The following is a 17,300-nucleotide window of genomic DNA, read 5'->3' on the forward strand; positions in this document are numbered from 1 at the left end:
CCCGGCAAGTCAATCTCAAAGCGGTGGCGAAAGATCGGTCAAGTCGCCGATTCGCGCGACAGTGTGCCCAAGGCGCCCGTCGTACCAGATCGCTTGGATGTCCTCGATGCGTGGGCGCAGGAAGCCGCCTGAGTCTCCCCATGGCCACGCGATTCCGGCGTCGCCGATTGAGTCTTGAATGCTGTCCACGACATAGCTAATGATCGTTTCCTGATCGCTGTCGAGGGAAGGGCTGCCGGTGCCGCTTAATCCGCTCGGCTGCCCGCCGTTTGATGTCACGTTGGCGAGAATCGTCACACCGCCGAAGTCTTCGTCGTACTCGCCGACCAATTCGATGTGATCAATCTGTCCGCCGTACTGGCGGACATGCAGGTCGTGCCCGAGGCGGCGCACAGCAGCGAACCAATCATCAGGCAAATCGGCGGTGAGATCACTGATTCCGGTCGCAGGCGTCCACACCGCTTTCAATACTCGCTCGCGCCTTTCCAGCCATGTGTTCCGCACAGCGTCAACGCTACGTCACGTCCCTCACGTGTCTCGGAGTTCCAGACTCACCGAATAAGACCATCGGCCCACTTCACAGCCACGATCGGGGGCCTTTGCATGCAGATAAAGGAACGGACCCGCGAGGGTATGCAGGTCGCCAAGGCCAAGGGCAAGCTGCGTGGCAAGAAGCCCAAACTCCCATCGAACCAGGAGAAACGCCTCGTCGAACTGTGGCGAACCGGTGAGCACACCACCACCGAGCTCGCCGCCGACTTTGGCGTAGCCCGCTCGACCGTCTACCGCGCCGTAGAGCGCGCTGGCGACTTGGCCTCTCACGGGAAAAGTGCGTGACCATCGACGTAGTTCTGGATGGGGAACGTGTACCGATCGTTCAAGCCGTGTTCGAGGCTCTCCTGGAGAACTCGGTGGCAAGCGACTACGTCGCTTTTCGTAACGCCGTCGACAAGGGCTCGATCAAGTTCAAGAACCTCGTCTTTTTGGCCACGAAAGGCGAGATCCCTTACTCGTTGTTCTTCGCACCATTGCCATTGGTGGAAACGCAGATTGAGACTAAGACCGCCAAATTACTGGAGGGGGTTGGCAAGTCCACCTTCTCGGTGAACTCGCGGGACGTGGTTGAACTGCGAAGCATCGAGCTGATCGTCAAAGACCTTCTGCGCAAACAGGCCTTGCTCAAGAAGCACGATGACACGTTGGCTCGGAACGAGATCGTAGGACTGTTGGGACGGCCGGGGAGGCCCGTGGAGGAGGACGCTGCCATGCTCATGCGAGCCATCGGGTTAACGCACACTGCTATGCGAGCGGCGAAGAACAAGCAGACCGCACTGGAGCATCTCATCGAGCGGCTGGAGGCTAACCAGATCCTGGTCTCACGCAGTGTCAACAACTACATGCCCCAGCGGTTGAAGAAGAAGTTCAGCGGAATGACTATCAAGGACAACAAGGTCCCGTACATCTTCCTCGCGAGCGAATCTGACCGAGAAGAGCTCTTCGGCCGGCAGGTCTTTACGCTGACTCTGCTCACCGTTCTCATCGCGCGAAAGATCTTCGCACCGGTTACCTATGACGCGAAGAGCGCGGGGCCTAGTCCTGGCCATGAGTACGAGATCGTTGGAGAGATTCTAATGCCCACAGGCGAGATTAGCCGTCTGCCGCTGGCATCGCTCGACGACATTGTGACTGCAGCCGAAGACTTCAAGGTGACGCCAAGTGCGATGACGGTCCGCGCAATGCGACTCAAGCGCATTGACATCGAGACCGCGAACCACCACCTCGACGAGCTTGCCCGACGGCACACCGAGAGACCCAAGTCCACGGCACGCAACCCACTACCGGTCAACGCCGTCAAGAAGTACGCTGGCCGCGAACTATCCTCACGGATGTTCGACGCGCTCGACGCGGGCAAGCTCTCACCCGGCCAGTTCTGCCAAGCTGTGTGCCTGAACAAGCTCAAGCCCTCACAGCTCAATGACTTCCGCGTGGCCTTGCAATGACCGACTTCCAGTACCTCATCGACAACAACGTCCTGACCAAACTGTCAAGGGATCAGCGTGCAAGCGACTTCTTCCGCACGAAATGTCATGTGCCGAGCGAAGTTCTGCACGAGGCACGCGGATTCCCCGACATTGATTCGCTTAGCACTCGCGAGTACCCCACCACCCCAGGCGTTCTGCGGCAGCTGGTCAAGGTCATGGAGACCGTACCGATCGACAACACCAGGCTCGTCGACCTGTACGCGAACGAAGGCAATGCCGATCCGCTCATCGTGGCCTGCGCACTCGACGCCCAAGACGCAAATGAAGGTCTTTTGTTCTGGCCGACTTGGGTCGTGGTCTCCGACGACGGGGCTGTTCAGGCCAAGGCCACTGAGTTCGAAATCTCAGTGAGGACCAGCGCCGAATTCAAGGCAATCATCAGCGAGTGAAAGCACGACAATTCTCTCTGAGGCGGGGTGCTCCCGCCTCCTGGTGGCCTTGACGGTGCTCGTTCCCGAGCACTCACACACCTTGTCGCGCGACAACGCGCCCGATTGTCTCGGCCGACGCGTCGGGCGGTACGCCGTCTAATGCAGCATCAAGCATCTCGTAGAGCCTGTCGAGCGGCACAATGTTGGCGTTCCACCGATCGTAGGACTCGAACTCGCGGCGTCCATCGAGGTGATACTTACCGGTTCCCCGCGCATAGAAATTCGCGATCGACTGATCTGAGGCGACGAGGATCAGGGACGCGGCGGGACTCCTCTCCGCATAGGCGTCGAGTTGCGACTTATCCGAGGGCTTACGCCAGTGGAATGCCGCTCGCAGCTTCACCTCGATCACCGCGATCGCGTGCTCAGTGGTCCCGGCCTCGAAGCCAACGACGTCGGCGTGATCGTGCATCCCGAGGTAGAAGTCCAGGTCACGATGACCGGTCAGCGCCTCCGCCAAATCGGGCGACTCGCCCAAAGCGCCCCACAGCAACGACTCAATGGTCCGTTCGTCGCACCGACCCGGCTGATCGCGCGCGAAACTGAGCGCCGCTCGCAATGCCGTGGTCACCGGTTTCGATCCCATGGATACCTCCCGTCCGTGCTGGGCGACTTGGTGTCGCTCTCGCGCGTTAATACCAGACAGCGGTGACAGTTCCAGGCGTCCTGGGCTCGATTAGGTGCCACTAACGCACACACTGGCACAGCCGGTGACGAGACAACCTCGAATCACCAGCGCATCGAGGATGCACGCCAAAAGCGAAATGGCATTGACAGCATAGGCTTTAAAGCCGTGGTGGTTGATGATGAAACTGTGCAACGTCTGGCAAGTCTTCATGCAGCGCGAGGTCGGAGCGGGCGGAGACTCCGACCATGCTCCCTGAGCGCAGGAAGCTCTCGGTGTCCCGGCGGCCGGCAGCCAGACCATCGAACACTTTTCTGCAGGTTTAGACGGCGCCAGCCAGGTCGGTGATGTTGATCGCGGACATCAGTCCTTCTCCGTTATATAGGTCGGTGGTCGCCACCACCCTGGGCGTCAGGCCGAAGTACACCGGTCCCTACCGGTAGCGTCGGACGGCTGGGATAGGTTTCCAGACATGGCGAAGCATCCGCGAATTCGGCAACAGAACATCGCAGTCTTTGGTGAGTCAGGGTCGGGCAAGACCGTGCTGGTGTCATCGTTCTACGGCCGCACCCAGGAGGGCTCCCACAAGAACGACCTATGGGATCTCGTCGCCGACAAGGGCGGGCAAGGAATTCGCCTGTACCAGAACTACCTCGGCATGCGAGACAGCGCAAAGACGCCCATGACAAACCGCTTTCTGAACACCACATACGACTTCTCAGTCAAGCTCAAGGCAGGGGAAGGCGATGAGGAAAAGTCCCGTCCATTCGACGAGTTGCGCCTGGCATGGCACGACTACCCGGGCGAGTGGTTCCAGGACGATCCCAGCAGCGAGGAAGAGAACCTGCACCGGATCGACACATTCAGGACCCTTCTCAGTTCGGACGTTGCCCTCCTCCTCGTCGATGGACAGAAACTCCTTGACCACCGCGGCGAGGAAGAGCGATACCTCAAGTCCCTCTTTCACAACTTCCGCCAGGCCTTGGTCAGACTCAAGGGCCCTCTCCTTAGCGATGACGGGCCGCTGATCGAGTTCCCACGAATCTGGATCCTGTCGCTATCCAAGGCCGATCTGCTCCCCGACTGGGACGTGAATACCTTCCGTGATCTCGTCATCCTGAAGGCTGCTGACGATATCGAGCAGCTTCGCTCGACAATCGCGGATATTATCGTCACGCCGGACGCGCTGTCCATCGGCGAGGATTTCATGCTCCTCTCGTCTGCCAAGTTCGAACTCAAGGCGGACAGCGCAGAGCCGGTCGAGATCGACCTGAAACAGCGGATCGGCCTTGACCTGGTACTCCCCATCGCGTCACTTCTGCCGCTAGAGCGCCGTGTCCTGTGGGAGGAGAGGATGAAGCTCCCGTGGAAGGTGGCAAACACACTCGCTGACGGGGCGGACGTGATCGCAGCAGCCTTGACGGATACCAAGTTCACAGGATTCGAGAAGCTCCTGCGAATGGTCACCAAGAACGATGCGCAAGCCGCGTTCGTGGCCAAAGTTCTCCCTGCGGCGTTCGCTTCTGCGATCAAGATCGTCGGCCCGAAACTCAAGGAGATGAACGAGGACGCGCGCGCGAAGCATCTGTACCTGCGAGCCATGCTCACGCAGTTCAAGATTGACCTCGACCAAGCGGTGACCGAGAACGTGCTCAGGAAGCAGAAGTGACCGTGAGAGGGGTGTCTCGGTCGCACCTCATCTGGGCGACTCGGGGCCGAAACTGGGGTTTTCGATTCTTGCTCGATGCGGGCCTGAGCGATCCGCTTTCAGGATACGAGCGTGCATTCGCCGAACTCGCGGACGAACCCGCGGTGTGGCGCCGAAGCGGACAAGTGGTCGCAGTGCGATTCCCGGACCCGGAGGGGCGACGAGACGCAGCGGGACGAGTCATCCCCCACGAGTTCGTGGTCTTTGGTGACGGGGCTGACGTCGTGAACTCCGTGTACGACGGCGAACAGCACCTGTGGCCAATGGTCGAACAATCCTTCGAACATGTGTGGGACGCCGATACGCCGCCGTCCGTCGCCGACCTGCGCTTCGAATGAGCCGCCTCAGCTGATATGTAGGAGAGTTTGTCAAGCGGGCATCGTGACGCGCCGCCTGGGAGCTACCCCGATGGCGCCTCGCAACTGCTTCGGCGAGTGCGTCGAGGAACCCGGTGACGGACACTCGGGCATGCATTGGCGGGGATGGGGCTGCGGGAGCACTCGTTCTTGGTTGTGACGATTGTAGAGGAACTTGAATCATCACCGAGACGGTCGTGCCCGCCCAATCGACGCATCTTGTCGGGCGCCATCTCGCACTGAAGTCGCAGTCCAGCGGGCATCAACTATGACTTTGCCGGGGCCCCGGTGGTCGCCAGCGGAAATGTTGAAGGCTGAAGCACTCGCGGGTGTCGATTGGGAACTCACCCGATCGAAGGCCGCTAGTCCCGCAACCGTTGTCAGCTCGGGAAACTGAGCGGACGCTGCTCCCTTGCCAACTAGTGTTAGCGCCGTCTCGACTGAGTACTTGTCGGGCAGGAGGTGGAAACTTGTCGCGCCAAGACGTTCTTGACAAGCAGCTCGACCGCCGTCCCAATCGAGATTGCTGGTCGCTGCGCATCCAACTCGAGTCACCGGGGCACAGCTCGCGCACCAGACGAGCGTGGAGGGAAGACCCGTTCATCAGCACGTCGGGTAAATCGTCGTACGCGTACTGATGGGTTCCCGTCGGCAGCGTCGAATCACGATCCCCACTGTAGTTTTACCCCGCCTCTCTTGGCCTCTTTTACCCCTCATTGCGGGTGGGTCTGAACTCCGTCTGGTCGATCGGATCGCGCCGCCCATCGAGCACCCCGAGCCGCGAAGACCTACGTACCGAGATCCGATGCGGGCTCTGTCCTCTTAATTCAAGACGGCAGGACGTCGCTGATCCAGTCGTCCCCGCGGTAGATCGCGTCGACCATCATGCCCATCGACGTGTACCCGGTCGCGGTCATCGTCCCGCCGTCTTCGCCCTCGTCTTCGTGGTCGTTTTCGCTGGCATAGCCACCGTCAGCGGGTCGAGACCCCGCGCCGACCCTCAAGAATTTCATCCGCTCGGCTGCTCGGCTGTGCACCGCCACCGTTCCGCCGTCAGGGAAGTAATGCTTCAAGCGTTCGACCACGACGTCGTCGGCAGAGTCGTCGTCGATGCACACCACGGTGCTGCGCACCCATGAATACGTGCCGTCGCGGAACTCCGGCTCGCGGTTGCGGCTCGCGAACCCGAACGTCGCGACCGTGCGGGGGTCGCGCGTCTCGTGCCGCTCGTCCCACGCTTCGGCGAGCTGCTGCATGAAGAAGTCGTAACCGGAGTCCACTACGGCCCCGTCGCCGGCGTAGAGCTTCCTGGCCACGGTGGTCTCGAAGTCATCGGGCCCCGGGCCAGTGCGGACCCGGTGCACGACGGCGCCCGGCTCCACCGCAAACGAGTCCATCACATACCGCACCGGGCGCTCGCCGGATGCACGGAAGGAGTCGACGTCGCCCTCCCTTGCCACCACCTCGATCGTCCAGTCGTAGTATCGCCCGCCCCGGAACCCGTACCGCACGTGAAGCTCGGTGTTCACCGGGTTGCCGTTCCCGTAGGGGCCCAGCGACCCGACGAACTCGTTGTACTCCATGCCCGCGGCTGGCACCGTGTACGGCCTTCTCTCAGTCATGGCGTCGACGATAGAGCCCGGCTCCGACATCCGTTTCAGGGCAGCCGATCTCGGCGCATTTGGGACCGAGGTCCTTAGCTTGGCGAAATGGCCTGACTCCCGACCATCGCCCCAAAGGTCAGGTTTTGCCGACCTCCTGACGTGGCAGTCGTCGGCAAAAGCAATCTTCGAAGAGATGCGAACAATGGATCTGACCCAGTGTGAGACCGGCAAGCTGGTGACCCAGTTTGAGCGCCGAGGCCTGGAGGCGAGGCGGTCCACCAGTCGACCGAGCTTCGGCGACGGCTCAGGACCGAGCGCAATGTAGACCAGGCTCCGCACCAAGATCGTTTGCGGCGCTAAATCTTCGCAATCTAGCTGTACTTGTTGCTGTTGGACTTGGCCTGGCGCCTGGCGGGGTTCCCCTCAAGTAATTGGTTACCGCGCGCAATCGTTTCTTCGCTGAACTTCGCGTATCCCCGGTTCATCGCAAGCGTCCACTTGTCGCGAGGTACGGATTTGAGCATTCGCCCCAGGCTGTCTTGCAACGCAGTGAGTTCGCGGTGCCGCCCGTCATATGCTGCTTGCAGCTCGGTCCGCGTGCGCGCCAGCGTTGCTTTGGCGATCTCCATGCCTCTCTCGAAGCCCGCTCTCTTTGCGTCTTCCACCGCCGGACCAGCCAGGCGCTCGACCTCGGCACCAACGAGGGCGTCAATACCTGCCATCTGCGTGCCCTCGTACTCGGCGATCCGGTCAGCAGCTTGCTGGCGCCGCTCGTCCTCCTCAGCCGCGAGCCGGGTTTCAACGGCAGCTTGGCGCGCCAACGACGCCCCGGCGGCCGTCTTGGCGGCTCGAGCGTCCTTCAGTAGCTGCGCCGCTGCGGCTCGGTCGGTCCCGCTCTCGGCCAAGCCCTCGGCCAATCCCTCGGTCCTGGCCTGGGCTACCAGCACGGGTCGCGTTTCCGACCATTCCTGCTGGAGCGCTGCCACACCCTCAGCTCGGACCTTGGCGAGCAGCGCCGGCTGCTCGACCTCGTCCCATTGGGTCTTGTCCGCGATCAACGCAGTCTCGAGCTCGGCCAGGGCTGCGGTACGCGCAACCAGGCTCTGCTCACGAGCAGTCTGGTCGACGCGCTGCGCGTCCAGCGCGATCTTGTACTCGGCAAGCATGACCTCGCCCGCTCGATAGGTCTCGACGACCTGTGATTCTGCCTCGGCGACCGCGGCCATGGCCGGCCCCAATTCGCCGGCCATTTGTTCATGGAGCCTCTGGTGCGCCTCGATCACGCTGTCATCGAGATGCTCACGCTCGCTCTGGAGCGCGCCGATGTCTGCCGCGTACATCTGCGCGGTGTCGGCGACTTCGCGCTGACTGTGCTGCAAGTCTTTGTAGTCCTGCAGGTCCAAGTGCCGATCATGACGGGCCTCGTCGCGCTCGGCCTCGACCTCGTGACCGCACTTGATCATGAACTTTCGAAAGTTGGACTGATAGCGCTCCATCTTCCGGCTGGCACCCTCGCGCACCAGCTTGGCCGACCCGTCGGGCAGCAATACCGGCTCGCCGCGGCCATCAAGCTGCGGCACCACGCGGTCCTTCGGGTGCGAGCCGAACGCCCGCGAGAAGCCATTGGTGAGCCGGGCCGGGTCCTTCTTGCTCGGTGCGGCCTCGAACGGATCGCTCAAAAGCTGAATGTGCGGCCTCGACTCGTCGAGATTGATCGAGTAACCGTGCATCGACAACCGCCCGTCCGGCAGAAGTCCAGCCTGGAACTCAATCCAATCGTTGAAGTAGGCCTTCGCCTTCTCCTCACAGTCGGCTTTGATCCGGTACCGAGGCTCCATGATGGGCTGTCCCGCCTTCGGACCCGAGCCGAAGACCTTCGGCACACCGGCAGCGTCGACCGGCTGGTACTCGGTGCCATCGGGCTCCAGGTACGCCCACGGCAGATGTCCAACCGTCGTCACAGCAAATCGATTGCCATCCCTGAGGCCGGGCTTCACCCGTGAAGCGCGGTCGTCGCCGTACGCCACCACCTCGTCAATCGACTCGGTCTCGCGGAACCCACCGGCTCCGTCATTGACCATGTCGATATTCAGGTGAGTTTTCGCGGGAATAATCGCGGGATTGTGTTTCGCGTACCACGCGATGGCTTTCGGCCCTTCGGTCTTCCGCTGCGCCTCGCGGGTGATGCCGCGGCGGGCCTTGCGGTCTCCCGCCGTTCCGGTGGAGCCGTGGCCCTGGTGATTCATGCTCGCGCGGCTTGCGTTCTCGGACACAGAATCCTCCCTTCAGTCGGTGATCCGGTGTGTGTTGCGGCAGGGTCCTCCGCCTCGCACGGTCGTCGCCAGCCCCGCCCCACACCGGAGAAGGTTCAACGCTCCGGGGATACCGGTGTATGCGCATCATCGTCGGGGCCCTTCCCTGTCGATAATACCCGTACCCCCTATTGGTATCCAGCCTCCGCGCCGACCCTTCCTAGGCGCCGTAGGATGGGTGGTCGGGGCTCGCAAGCTCACCCCTCCCGATTCGCAAGCTCACCCCTCCATCTGCGCCCTGCCGGAGGCATTAGGGCTGCGCCCGACGAACCTCAAAAGCATTGACCGCCACTACGTGCTGGGAGTACGGCCGACCCAAACACCCGCTCGCTCGCGTCCGCTGTCGGGCACTCGACCACCGCGCCGGCAGCCTCAGACGCACCTGTGGGGCGCACCGCCAGCACCTCCCGAAAGATCGCGGACATCTCGTTGTCCGCCATGATCTACTCCGAACCAGCGCCGGGATCAATGCTGCGCCAACGACGCCTGCGGGTGACCTCGCCCCGGCGAATGTGCCCGCGCCGAAGATCGCCGGACTATCGCAGTTCGACACTGCTGTTTTCTCGCGGAGTATTTCCCGTCGCCGCCCGTGACAACGCAAGAGCCCCTTGACCTGTCGGCTGCGCACCGACCCAGGACCACCTGATAATCGTGTGCGTAGCAGGGTGATTCGTCAGCGACACAGATTCCCGCAGAGAAAGACGACAACGCCGCGCTCCAGTTACTGCGCAAAAGTCACTTTGGAGCCATGCGCTAGCAGTTTAGAGACGGTACAAAGTGCATCTAAAGGACAGTTAAACGGACGGTATGGAGCCCACGACATCCGAGAGACAGTTATCTAGTGACTCAATTGTCTATTAGATGTCGTGTCGGCTCCGCGTGTACAGATTTGCAGTCCCTTGAACGACCCTTAGACGTCCGCTAAGTGAAGGGTCGCCCGGCTCAGCCGGAGGCAAAGAGGAACCCGACCCTCCAGCGCGGCAGCCAGGGTTCCTGGACGCGCTTCGAATCCATTTCGCTGTGTGCTCCCCCCAAACTGGGATGACATTTTCGCGCCCGCCCGTCTGATCCGGTGGCGAAAGAAGAGAAACCGCACCGGGCGCAGGAAGCCAGAGTGCAAGTTCTCCTACTGTTGGGGTCAGCGAAACTGCAGCCAGGTGCCGGGGCGGCGACAGCTTGAGTAGCCGACGAGGCCCATGTCAGTCGCCTGGTAGCCAACCGATCGCATAAGCCCAGCCGACGAAACTGTCTGTCTTCGGGAGGCGCATCCCCGTTGCGATGAGTGCCTCGTACAAGTGCTCCGCGTCGACGTCGTCCAGACGCCTATGCGCCTCGGCGATGATCCGCATCGTTGTGATGAACTTGAGATTCCGCGCACGTGCCTGTTCCCGCGCATCACCGTCGTCAATTACGGCGATCATTTCGCGGTGTTGTGCGCACGCCAGGACCGCGCACTCGCCTAGATTCTTCCCAGGACGATCGCTCTTGCCTGACGGCATGTCGACCTTGATGTACAGCTGTGTCATCGACTCGTCTTCGGTGAGCACCCCGATTTCGACCCAGGACAGGGTCGCAAGCGCCGGGATGTCGTATCCGGCCTCGCGGCCATCCTCAACCTCGGCGTTCACGGTATCCGGGATCAGGATCAGTCCCTGGGGCGCCAACCGCTCGAGCACTTCCTCGTGACCTGCACGGCAGAAGTGGGTGAACGTGGAGGTGTCCATGACCCATCGAGGGCCGTCGGGCGTGGTCACAGGCTTGCGAAGTCTTCAGCCGATTCCTCACGCCGGTCGGGCAGGTCGTCCTCGACGAGCGCACCGCGGAGAAGTTCCACCGCGCGGCCTGCCGTCATTCTGCGGTCAATGTAGGCCGCCACGATTGCGGCGGTCAGCACCGGTGACAGCGACGGAGGCCCCAGCTCGTCGGTATCGAGCGTCAGGCCCAGCTTCGCAAACTCACCAGTTTTCGGATTTCGCCCTTCGAGGTGGCGGTACTCGTCTTCGTTGATGAGGTTCAGATTCCGGAGATGGAAGATGACCGCTGACCACGACATGCGGAAAGTCGCCGCCACGCGGATGGCCTTGTCTCGGACAACGTCGTTGTGGTGCTTGAGCCATAACCCATTGACACCCGCGCGGGGGGCGAGGAAATGCGCCGCGAACGAATTGATCATGCGCTCGGCGTCGCTTGCGACCGAGTCGAAGGGATCGCCGAACAGCCAATGTCCTAGTTCGTGCGCAAGTGACATCCGCCGACGGCCAATTCTGGTGTCGCCGTCGATCACTGCTACGGCTGCATTGCTGGACACCTCCACCATCGCGCCGTCTGCGCCTCCCTCACCGAGCCCCAAGGAACATGAGTACAAGCCGAGCCGCTCGGCGATTTCGGGAAGCCCCAGCACAGGGTCGACTCCGACACCGAGGTGCGCCCGAACCTGACTAGCGGTGGCCTCGGCTTCAGGATGCGACTGCGGTGTGCGCCACTGGGGTCGGTCCGGCACAGCCGTGATCACCCCGGATTCGAGCAGGCCCGCGACGTCGCCCGCGAGCAGCTCCAGATGCCGGTCCATCAGAGCCGTCACCTCATGTGCGGGACTGGCGTCCGAGCGGCGACTGACAACCATAGGCAGGGGGTCTCGCACGAACCATGCCAGCGGGGTTGCGAGGACCTCGGCGAGACTGACAAGCTCTACCGCCGAGACCTTCCGCTCGCCCTTTTCGATACGAAGGACGGCAGTGCGGTCGATTCCGGCACGATTGGCCAGGTGCTCCTGGGTTATATCGAGGTCCTCGCGAGCCTGTTTGATACGCCCGCCCAGTGTCTTGGCATCCACATGTGCGATTTTCACACATCGCCGAATCTCGCGCCACCCCGGCGCGGCAGTTGCCTCGGCTCAGGATCAACGAACGCCGTAGCGAGTGCACCTGGGCACTCGATGCGGTCGCGCCAGGCACCGTGGTGAGCGGCTGCGGCGTTCGGTCGCCCGGTCGGCCCTACTCCCCGCGTGCGTGAACAGGCCGACCGCTTTGGGCGTCGACCTGGCGGTGAATCTGCCTGACCACCGCAGCCCGGCGCCGTCGCCCAGCGCGTACGGGTCATCGACGAAAGTTCAGTGGTTCCGCGGCTATCAGGCGGGCAAAATCACCGTCGGGGGAGGCCGTGTGGTGCGCCTTCGCGCCAGCGGTTACGGGCGTTCAGGCGGACTGCGCGCCATTGCTGAGCGGACAGTTTGTTTCGCCCAACGACCAGCTGTTCGAAGGCGTGGTCCAGCGTCAATTCGATAACTGGTGGCTGGTATCCGTAAGTCCATGCACACCGCCAATAGAACCCATGGTTGATAGTCAGATCGACGTATCGAAGCGCATAGAGTCCCTCGCGCACTCTTCCCTCGCTCCATAGCTCGAGCTCGTCGGTCAAAGTTGGACAATCGATGTATCCCGCGTCTTCAGGATCCGTCGGTTCGAGTGCCCGCCAGATCGCGCGCAGGAGTGTCGCCGTGGGCTTGTCTCCCACCTCGAGCGGTTCGGCATAGGCTGCCAACTCCCGCCATAGCGGGTGCCATAAGGGCTCGTGCTGGCCCTCAACTCCCATCGCGATCAGATCTGCAACTCCGGCCGCCAATTTCGACACGAAATGTCCTTCCTCGATAATCCACACGCTGAGTCGTAGTACCAATCGATTGAGTGGCACTTCCGGGGAATTCCTGCATCACCGTGACCAATTGCGAACTCGACCGGGGCTTGCGCCGCACCGACTAAACCCTCCCCATGGGCCTTTCGAAGTCTTCTCCGCCGTTTGTGGCGTTCGGCCCGACGCTGAACTTCGCCGCAACGGCTTGCTCCTTGAATTGAACCAATTGCGGTCAGCTCCGAATGCGCGCGTGGCATTCAAGCCATGACGGGGCCGGGACGTACACCTTTGCGAGATGTACACCGCCACAGACTCTTTGGGATACTTCGTCCCTCGCTGTCGGCGGGGCCAGCTACTCGGTTTCTGGTGGCGGGGGCTGCGAGACGGTTCGATCGCCCAACTGATCACCGGCCCAATGTTGCGCGTCGGCGCGGGCCAGCACCAAGACCGCCTCGAAAGAGTGGCCATGTGCGATCCAGCGCGCCGCGCTCTGATCGTCGAGCTCGGACTGAGGGGTACATAGCCATACGGCGCATGTCCACGGGTCTGCGGCAGCGCGCAGCGTTGCCCACAGGGTGATCAGGTGTGGATGCGCAGCACCCGAGTCGATGAACTGCCAGACCGGGTAAACCCACTGGCCAGCGTCCAGTTGGCAGGCAATCACGGTGCCTGTGGCCACGGCCTCGTTGACTGTCTGCCGGTTCACGCCCCACCACCGGGTCAGGCCGGTGATGTCATAGAACGGACCGACGAGTTCGTTGTAGACATGACTCGCCGGCAGCGCTGAGGTCTTGCTGGCCATCGCCACGAGCTGAACCCTTCGGTCTCCGATCCTCGGTCTGGTCCAAGTTGACACAACTCACGAGCCACCGCAAGTACCGGTTTTTGCAGGTCAAAGCGGAGTTTATCCGCGAGTTTCTGAGCAAGAAACGACCGGCCGCTTGAAAACGGACGTTTGCCCGGACAGATCAAACGTCCGAATATCCAACTCGAATATCTAAACTTCGGCCGCGAGGCTTGCGGCGCACGTGAGGGTGCGCCTCAACAGATTGCCGGCGGCACCGCCCGCAGCAAAGTCCCGCACCAATCGGTGCGGGACTTCTATCTCCTTGCCGGGGACAGCCGCCATAGCGTGGTCCGACACACTTTCATCGCGGAGGGGTGCCGTCCCATCCCGGGGCGACCGGTCCTGCGAACGGGTCGTCAGTTGCGGGGTTGAGTATCGGTTCGGGTGCCGTCCAGACCACGCGGGTACCACCACGCACCGGTGACTCCGTCACCCAGCCGCTACGCAGCAGTCCGTCCACTACATCGGCGACAAACGCGCGCGCGTCCGCCCGCGGTAGTGCGAGGGTGCTGTGCAGTTTCACCACCGACACGGCGAGCTCGCTCTTGGAAACGCCTGCGGTACCCGATTCTGCGATCCAGCGTTCGATTTCGGCCCGGCGCCGCGAGTTCGGGTCTGTGCCGGTGACGCGAGCGATCGAGGCGGCCGTCTCGGCAGCTTCGTTCGCGGCCCTCGCGGTCACCAGATTGACCGAGTACGGCTCACCACGCCGCACTCGGATCACCCCGAGGTGACTGCCCGAGCCCACGAGATCACCGGAAGCGGCAAGCTGCCGGAGCGCGCCGTGTCGGTCCTTGACAGCCATGACTGTGGCGGCCGCGACCACATCGGCGTCGGCATCCTGATGGGGTTGCAGCATCACGACCGTGTCGGGGGTGTCGATTTTCGCCGCTGCACCACGCGGCCGGCTCGTGCTCTCGTGACCGACGTGGTCGATCACCACGACCGAGCAGAGGGTCCGCAGCACCTCGACGAGGCCAAGCACGCGGTTAGTATCCGAGGCATCATTTTCGCTGCCACCCATAGCCGCGATCGCCTTCGCGAACGAGTCGATGATGACCAGTCGCGGCCGGGTTGTTTCGAGGCCCTTCAGGATGCCGCTCAGCGCCTCAAATGTGCTCATTCGGCGCTCGCCACCAAGGGCAGCCGGATCGACGATGTTCACTGCTCGACTGGTGATGGCACTGTCCGGCATCCCAAGCATCCGCAGGCGTGCGTACAGCTTGCCGACACCATTGCCGTCCAAGTCCAGGTACACCGCAGCACCGGTGGCCCATCCTGAAGCCTTCGCCGCGTCCTGACACGCTCGCAGGCACACCCAGGTCTTACCCACGCCCCCCTTGCCGGCAAGGAGCGCGCAGCCGACCTCGGGTAACAGGCCGTCGAGGTAGGGACTTAGCGGTGGGTCAGCAGTGTCGGAGACCGTGGCAAGGTCGATCTCGCCGAGGGCGGCCAGATCGATCTCGATGGGCTCGATGTCGGGCTGCAGCCGGGCCGCCTGCTCGCTCACCATGTGCTTGTCGCGGGTGGCAACGATCTGTCCGAGCTCTGTGAGATTCAGCATGCCGGCCGACACGAGATCGGTGAAGCGGTCGATTTGGTTAACGCCGAGGCGAAGAAGTCCAGCGCGCAGCATGTCAGGCTGCGAACGCTCGACTGCCCTGCCTTCAGTGTCGATATGGCCTTCGTCCACGAGGCTCTGGCAGAGACGGGCGTAAGCGTCCGCGGCACTGTTATCGTTATCCCAAGACTCCCCAGTCTTCAAGGCCCCGTCAGCGCTGCTGGCGGGGTTTTGTGCATGCGGCATCAGGCATCGCCACCAATACCGTCGCGGTGGCCGTTGGCCAGCAATGCACGCAGGCTTTCTGCCGGAATGCGCACCGGTACACCCGGCTTACGGGCAAAGAGGGTTTTCAGCTGACCATTCGCAAGCAAGCGCCAGACGGCGCGTTGGCTGATTTGTAGACGTTCGGAGACCTCGGGCACTGAGAAGGCGCGAAGCTCAGGAAGCGTAGATGCAGAAGACACGACGGAACTCCAGAATTACTGGTTGTTCCGCACGGCAGGTGACTTTCTGCGGCTGGCGTCATATGAGTGGCCTGCTGTTATCCCCGAGTTCCCTTTTCGCTACAGGCGGCGATGAAACCGTCCGATCACTGCTCTCAGCAGGTATTCCCTACCAACGGGGGCCGTATGACACCGAACGTACCAGAGGCGCCAAGGTGTGCAGATGCTAGGGCAGGCCGTCGCAGAGTCACCAGTGCCCACAGAGACCTACAAATCCGCAGGGCCCACGCAGGGCCCACGGGCCCAAGAATCGACTCCGCCTGAAACGCAAGAAACCGCCTGTTAACAGGCGGTTTCTTGTTGTGGTCCCGGCTGGGATCGAACCAGCGACCTTCCGCGTGTGAAGCGGACGCTCTTCCACTGAGCCACGGGACCGGGGGCTGTAGTAACACCGCCCGAACGAGGTGGAACTTTAACACGGTGGCTCCGGCGGTTCCCAATCCCCCGTACCAGCGTGGAAGAGGTGTTGGGAAGGGCAATCGGTGAGCACCCGCTCACCACTTGGACGACTGAGGGAAAATCCGCCGCTGGCCAGCGGATTTGTGACTTCACCTGTACGTCGGCTAATGTTTCACCTCGCACCCAGCGAGGCCGGAAACAGTCTCGCAGGGACAAAATGCGGATGTGGCGCAGCTGGTAGCGCACAACCTTGCCAAGGTTGGGGTCGCGGGTTCGAATCCCGTCATCCGCTCGAGAAGGTCGATTTCGACCTTACGGTGGAGTGGCCGAGTGGTGAGGCAACGGCCTGCAAAGCCGTGCACACGGGTTCGATTCCCGTCTCCACCTCGCGCGATTAGCTCAGCGGGAGAGCGCTTCCCTGACACGGAAGAGGTCACTGGTTCAATCCCAGTATCGCGCACCACAGTTAGACCAGGTCAGGCCCCCTTTCGAGGGGGTCTTTCTTGTTGGCGTGGGGTAATCGTGGGGTAGGCGTGCCGGCGAACCCCTTACATCCATGGTCGATGACATCAGATGATGGCTGGTTGTTGCTGAAACGACAGCCATGGAGCCAGGCGAAGCTGACAAAACGCTCAAATCGGGAGGAGTGACATCGATGGCATCGACTCCGCGGCCGGCCACGATTTCACGTCAACCGAGCTGAGAGCAATTCACTACTGGCTGTGGATGGCCGCGCAGGAATGGCCGAATTCGGACGCGCCGGCCGACTACGAGGCGGTCCGCTCCAAGCTCGAACGGCTCCTCGGCGGAGACATACGAAAGCGGTCTGCGGAACGCACGGTGGCCCAGGCCCGGGACTGTTCAGTCCGGATCCAGCCAGCCAGAGAAGATATGAGCAACGCGAGCGGCACGACTCGATCGTGCGGGTCCCCAGCAGCCCGAAGTGAGTTGACGCCGTGTCCGCGAGATGCGTCGGCACCTCCACAGCGCGGAATCGAAATCCGAAAGACGGAATCTGGACGGATCAACCAGTGCAGAACTCATTTCGAACGGTGGCGCGGACTGCCGCCAATGCACGAATCTGACCTTGGTGCGGTGCATGCGCGAGCACATTCGTCGACGTGCAAATAGTCGTCGTCAGACACCACCTAGCAGCTCTGAGATGCCGGCCGATGCCGGGAACGTAACGGACATCGATGATGAGTCCGTGCGCCGCGCTCTCAGTCGCCACGCGCAGAGCGGCGACCAGGCCGGGCGCTTCTGGAGCACTGGAGAGTGC

At 62.2% G+C, this 17,300-nt stretch carries 14 protein-coding genes, 4 tRNA genes and 1 pseudogene; 8 read left to right on the forward strand and 11 right to left on the reverse strand.

The window, feature by feature from the left end; all coding sequences use genetic code 11:
• Positions 1-15: 15 nt before the first annotated feature.
• Positions 16-504: a hypothetical protein gene (locus ACHIRB_RS06105; RefSeq protein WP_395124815.1), complete on the reverse strand. Its 489-nt coding sequence runs from the start codon at positions 502-504 to the stop codon at positions 16-18.
• A gap of 105 nt (positions 505-609) precedes the next feature.
• Here ACHIRB_RS06105 and ACHIRB_RS06110 point away from each other — a divergent pair.
• From ACHIRB_RS06110 to ACHIRB_RS06120, 3 genes and pseudogenes are all read left to right on the forward strand, one after another.
• Positions 610-837, forward strand: a pseudogene (locus ACHIRB_RS06110) (helix-turn-helix domain-containing protein); the annotation flags it as partial.
• Entirely contained in the window at positions 834-2,000 is a 1,167-nt protein-coding gene (locus tag ACHIRB_RS06115) for a hypothetical protein (protein ID WP_395124814.1), read from the forward strand. The pseudogene ACHIRB_RS06110 and the gene ACHIRB_RS06115, both read left to right, overlap by 4 nt.
• Positions 1,997-2,431, forward strand: a complete 435-nt coding sequence (locus ACHIRB_RS06120) for a hypothetical protein (protein ID WP_395124813.1) — start codon at positions 1,997-1,999, stop codon at positions 2,429-2,431. Before ACHIRB_RS06115 ends, ACHIRB_RS06120 begins: the two co-directional genes overlap by 4 nt.
• Positions 2,432-2,504: 73 nt before the next feature.
• On the opposite strand, the gene ACHIRB_RS06125 is transcribed toward ACHIRB_RS06120, so the two are convergent.
• The gene (locus ACHIRB_RS06125; RefSeq protein ID WP_395124812.1) at positions 2,505-3,059 is read right to left on the reverse strand and encodes a hypothetical protein; all 555 of its coding nucleotides are present in this window, start codon (positions 3,057-3,059) and stop codon (positions 2,505-2,507) included.
• A gap of 511 nt (positions 3,060-3,570) precedes the next feature.
• Between ACHIRB_RS06125 and ACHIRB_RS06130 the strand changes: the two genes are divergently transcribed.
• Together ACHIRB_RS06130 and ACHIRB_RS06135 are read left to right on the forward strand one after the other, a co-directional pair.
• Positions 3,571-4,767: a TRAFAC clade GTPase domain-containing protein gene (locus ACHIRB_RS06130; RefSeq protein WP_395124811.1), complete on the forward strand. Its 1,197-nt coding sequence runs from the start codon at positions 3,571-3,573 to the stop codon at positions 4,765-4,767.
• An 11-nt stretch (positions 4,768-4,778) separates the two neighbouring features.
• The gene (locus ACHIRB_RS06135) at positions 4,779-5,144 is read left to right on the forward strand and encodes a hypothetical protein (RefSeq protein ID WP_395124810.1); all 366 of its coding nucleotides are present in this window, start codon (positions 4,779-4,781) and stop codon (positions 5,142-5,144) included.
• 845 nt (positions 5,145-5,989) lie between these two features.
• Here the strand turns inward: ACHIRB_RS06135 and ACHIRB_RS06140 are convergent.
• From ACHIRB_RS06140 to ACHIRB_RS06180, 9 genes are all read right to left on the reverse strand, one after another.
• On the reverse strand, positions 5,990-6,814 hold the full coding sequence (locus ACHIRB_RS06140) for a hypothetical protein (protein WP_395124809.1): 825 nt from the start codon (positions 6,812-6,814) through the stop codon (positions 5,990-5,992).
• 323 nt (positions 6,815-7,137) lie between these two features.
• Positions 7,138-9,039: a coiled-coil domain-containing protein gene (locus ACHIRB_RS06145; protein ID WP_395124808.1), complete on the reverse strand. Its 1,902-nt coding sequence runs from the start codon at positions 9,037-9,039 to the stop codon at positions 7,138-7,140.
• A 1,238-nt stretch (positions 9,040-10,277) separates the two neighbouring features.
• Entirely contained in the window at positions 10,278-10,802 is a 525-nt protein-coding gene (locus ACHIRB_RS06150) for a PIN domain-containing protein (protein WP_395124807.1), read from the reverse strand.
• Positions 10,803-10,828: 26 nt separating this feature from the next.
• The gene (locus tag ACHIRB_RS06155) at positions 10,829-11,911 is read right to left on the reverse strand and encodes a helix-turn-helix domain-containing protein (RefSeq protein ID WP_395124806.1); all 1,083 of its coding nucleotides are present in this window, start codon (positions 11,909-11,911) and stop codon (positions 10,829-10,831) included.
• Positions 11,912-12,219: 308 nt separating this feature from the next.
• The gene (locus tag ACHIRB_RS06160) at positions 12,220-12,708 is read right to left on the reverse strand and encodes a hypothetical protein (RefSeq protein ID WP_395124805.1); all 489 of its coding nucleotides are present in this window, start codon (positions 12,706-12,708) and stop codon (positions 12,220-12,222) included.
• 352 nt (positions 12,709-13,060) lie between these two features.
• Positions 13,061-13,510: a hypothetical protein gene (locus tag ACHIRB_RS06165; RefSeq protein WP_395124804.1), complete on the reverse strand. Its 450-nt coding sequence runs from the start codon at positions 13,508-13,510 to the stop codon at positions 13,061-13,063.
• A gap of 346 nt (positions 13,511-13,856) precedes the next feature.
• A complete protein-coding gene (locus tag ACHIRB_RS06170) occupies positions 13,857-15,119 on the reverse strand; it encodes an AAA family ATPase (protein ID WP_395124803.1) in 1,263 nt (420 codons plus the stop codon).
• A 242-nt stretch (positions 15,120-15,361) separates the two neighbouring features.
• The gene (locus ACHIRB_RS06175; RefSeq protein WP_395124802.1) at positions 15,362-15,583 is read right to left on the reverse strand and encodes a helix-turn-helix domain-containing protein; all 222 of its coding nucleotides are present in this window, start codon (positions 15,581-15,583) and stop codon (positions 15,362-15,364) included.
• 342 nt (positions 15,584-15,925) lie between these two features.
• Positions 15,926-15,997: transfer RNA gene (locus tag ACHIRB_RS06180), tRNA-Val, on the reverse strand.
• A gap of 243 nt (positions 15,998-16,240) precedes the next feature.
• On the opposite strand from ACHIRB_RS06180, the gene ACHIRB_RS06185 reads away from it, so the two are divergent.
• From ACHIRB_RS06185 to ACHIRB_RS06195, 3 genes are all read left to right on the forward strand, one after another.
• Positions 16,241-16,313: transfer RNA gene (locus ACHIRB_RS06185), tRNA-Gly, on the forward strand.
• A gap of 24 nt (positions 16,314-16,337) precedes the next feature.
• Positions 16,338-16,408 (forward strand) — tRNA-Cys (locus tag ACHIRB_RS06190).
• Between the two features lies 1 nt (position 16,409).
• Positions 16,410-16,484, forward strand: a tRNA-Val gene (locus tag ACHIRB_RS06195).
• Positions 16,485-17,300: the final 816 nt, after the last annotated feature.

It is taken from the genome of Antrihabitans spumae, from assembly GCF_043944905.1.
Classification (GTDB): Bacteria; Actinomycetota; Actinomycetes; order Mycobacteriales; family Mycobacteriaceae; genus Antrihabitans; species Antrihabitans spumae.

Excerpts from the sequence above, each read along its gene's own strand:
- ACHIRB_RS06150 (WP_395124807.1), bottom strand. The coding sequence starts at position 10,802 with ATGGACACCTCCACGTTCACCCACTTCTGCCGTGCAGGTCACGAGGAA.
- ACHIRB_RS06120 (WP_395124813.1), top strand. The coding sequence starts at position 1,997 with ATGACCGACTTCCAGTACCTCATCGACAACAACGTCCTGACCAAACTG.
- ACHIRB_RS06170 (WP_395124803.1), bottom strand. The coding sequence starts at position 15,119 with ATGCTGAATCTCACAGAGCTCGGACAGATCGTTGCCACCCGCGACAAG.
- ACHIRB_RS06130 (WP_395124811.1), top strand. The coding sequence starts at position 3,571 with ATGGCGAAGCATCCGCGAATTCGGCAACAGAACATCGCAGTCTTTGGT.
- ACHIRB_RS06165 (WP_395124804.1), bottom strand. The coding sequence starts at position 13,510 with ATGGCCAGCAAGACCTCAGCGCTGCCGGCGAGTCATGTCTACAACGAA.
- ACHIRB_RS06125 (WP_395124812.1), bottom strand. The coding sequence starts at position 3,059 with ATGGGATCGAAACCGGTGACCACGGCATTGCGAGCGGCGCTCAGTTTC.
- ACHIRB_RS06140 (WP_395124809.1), bottom strand. The coding sequence starts at position 6,814 with ATGTCGGAGCCGGGCTCTATCGTCGACGCCATGACTGAGAGAAGGCCG.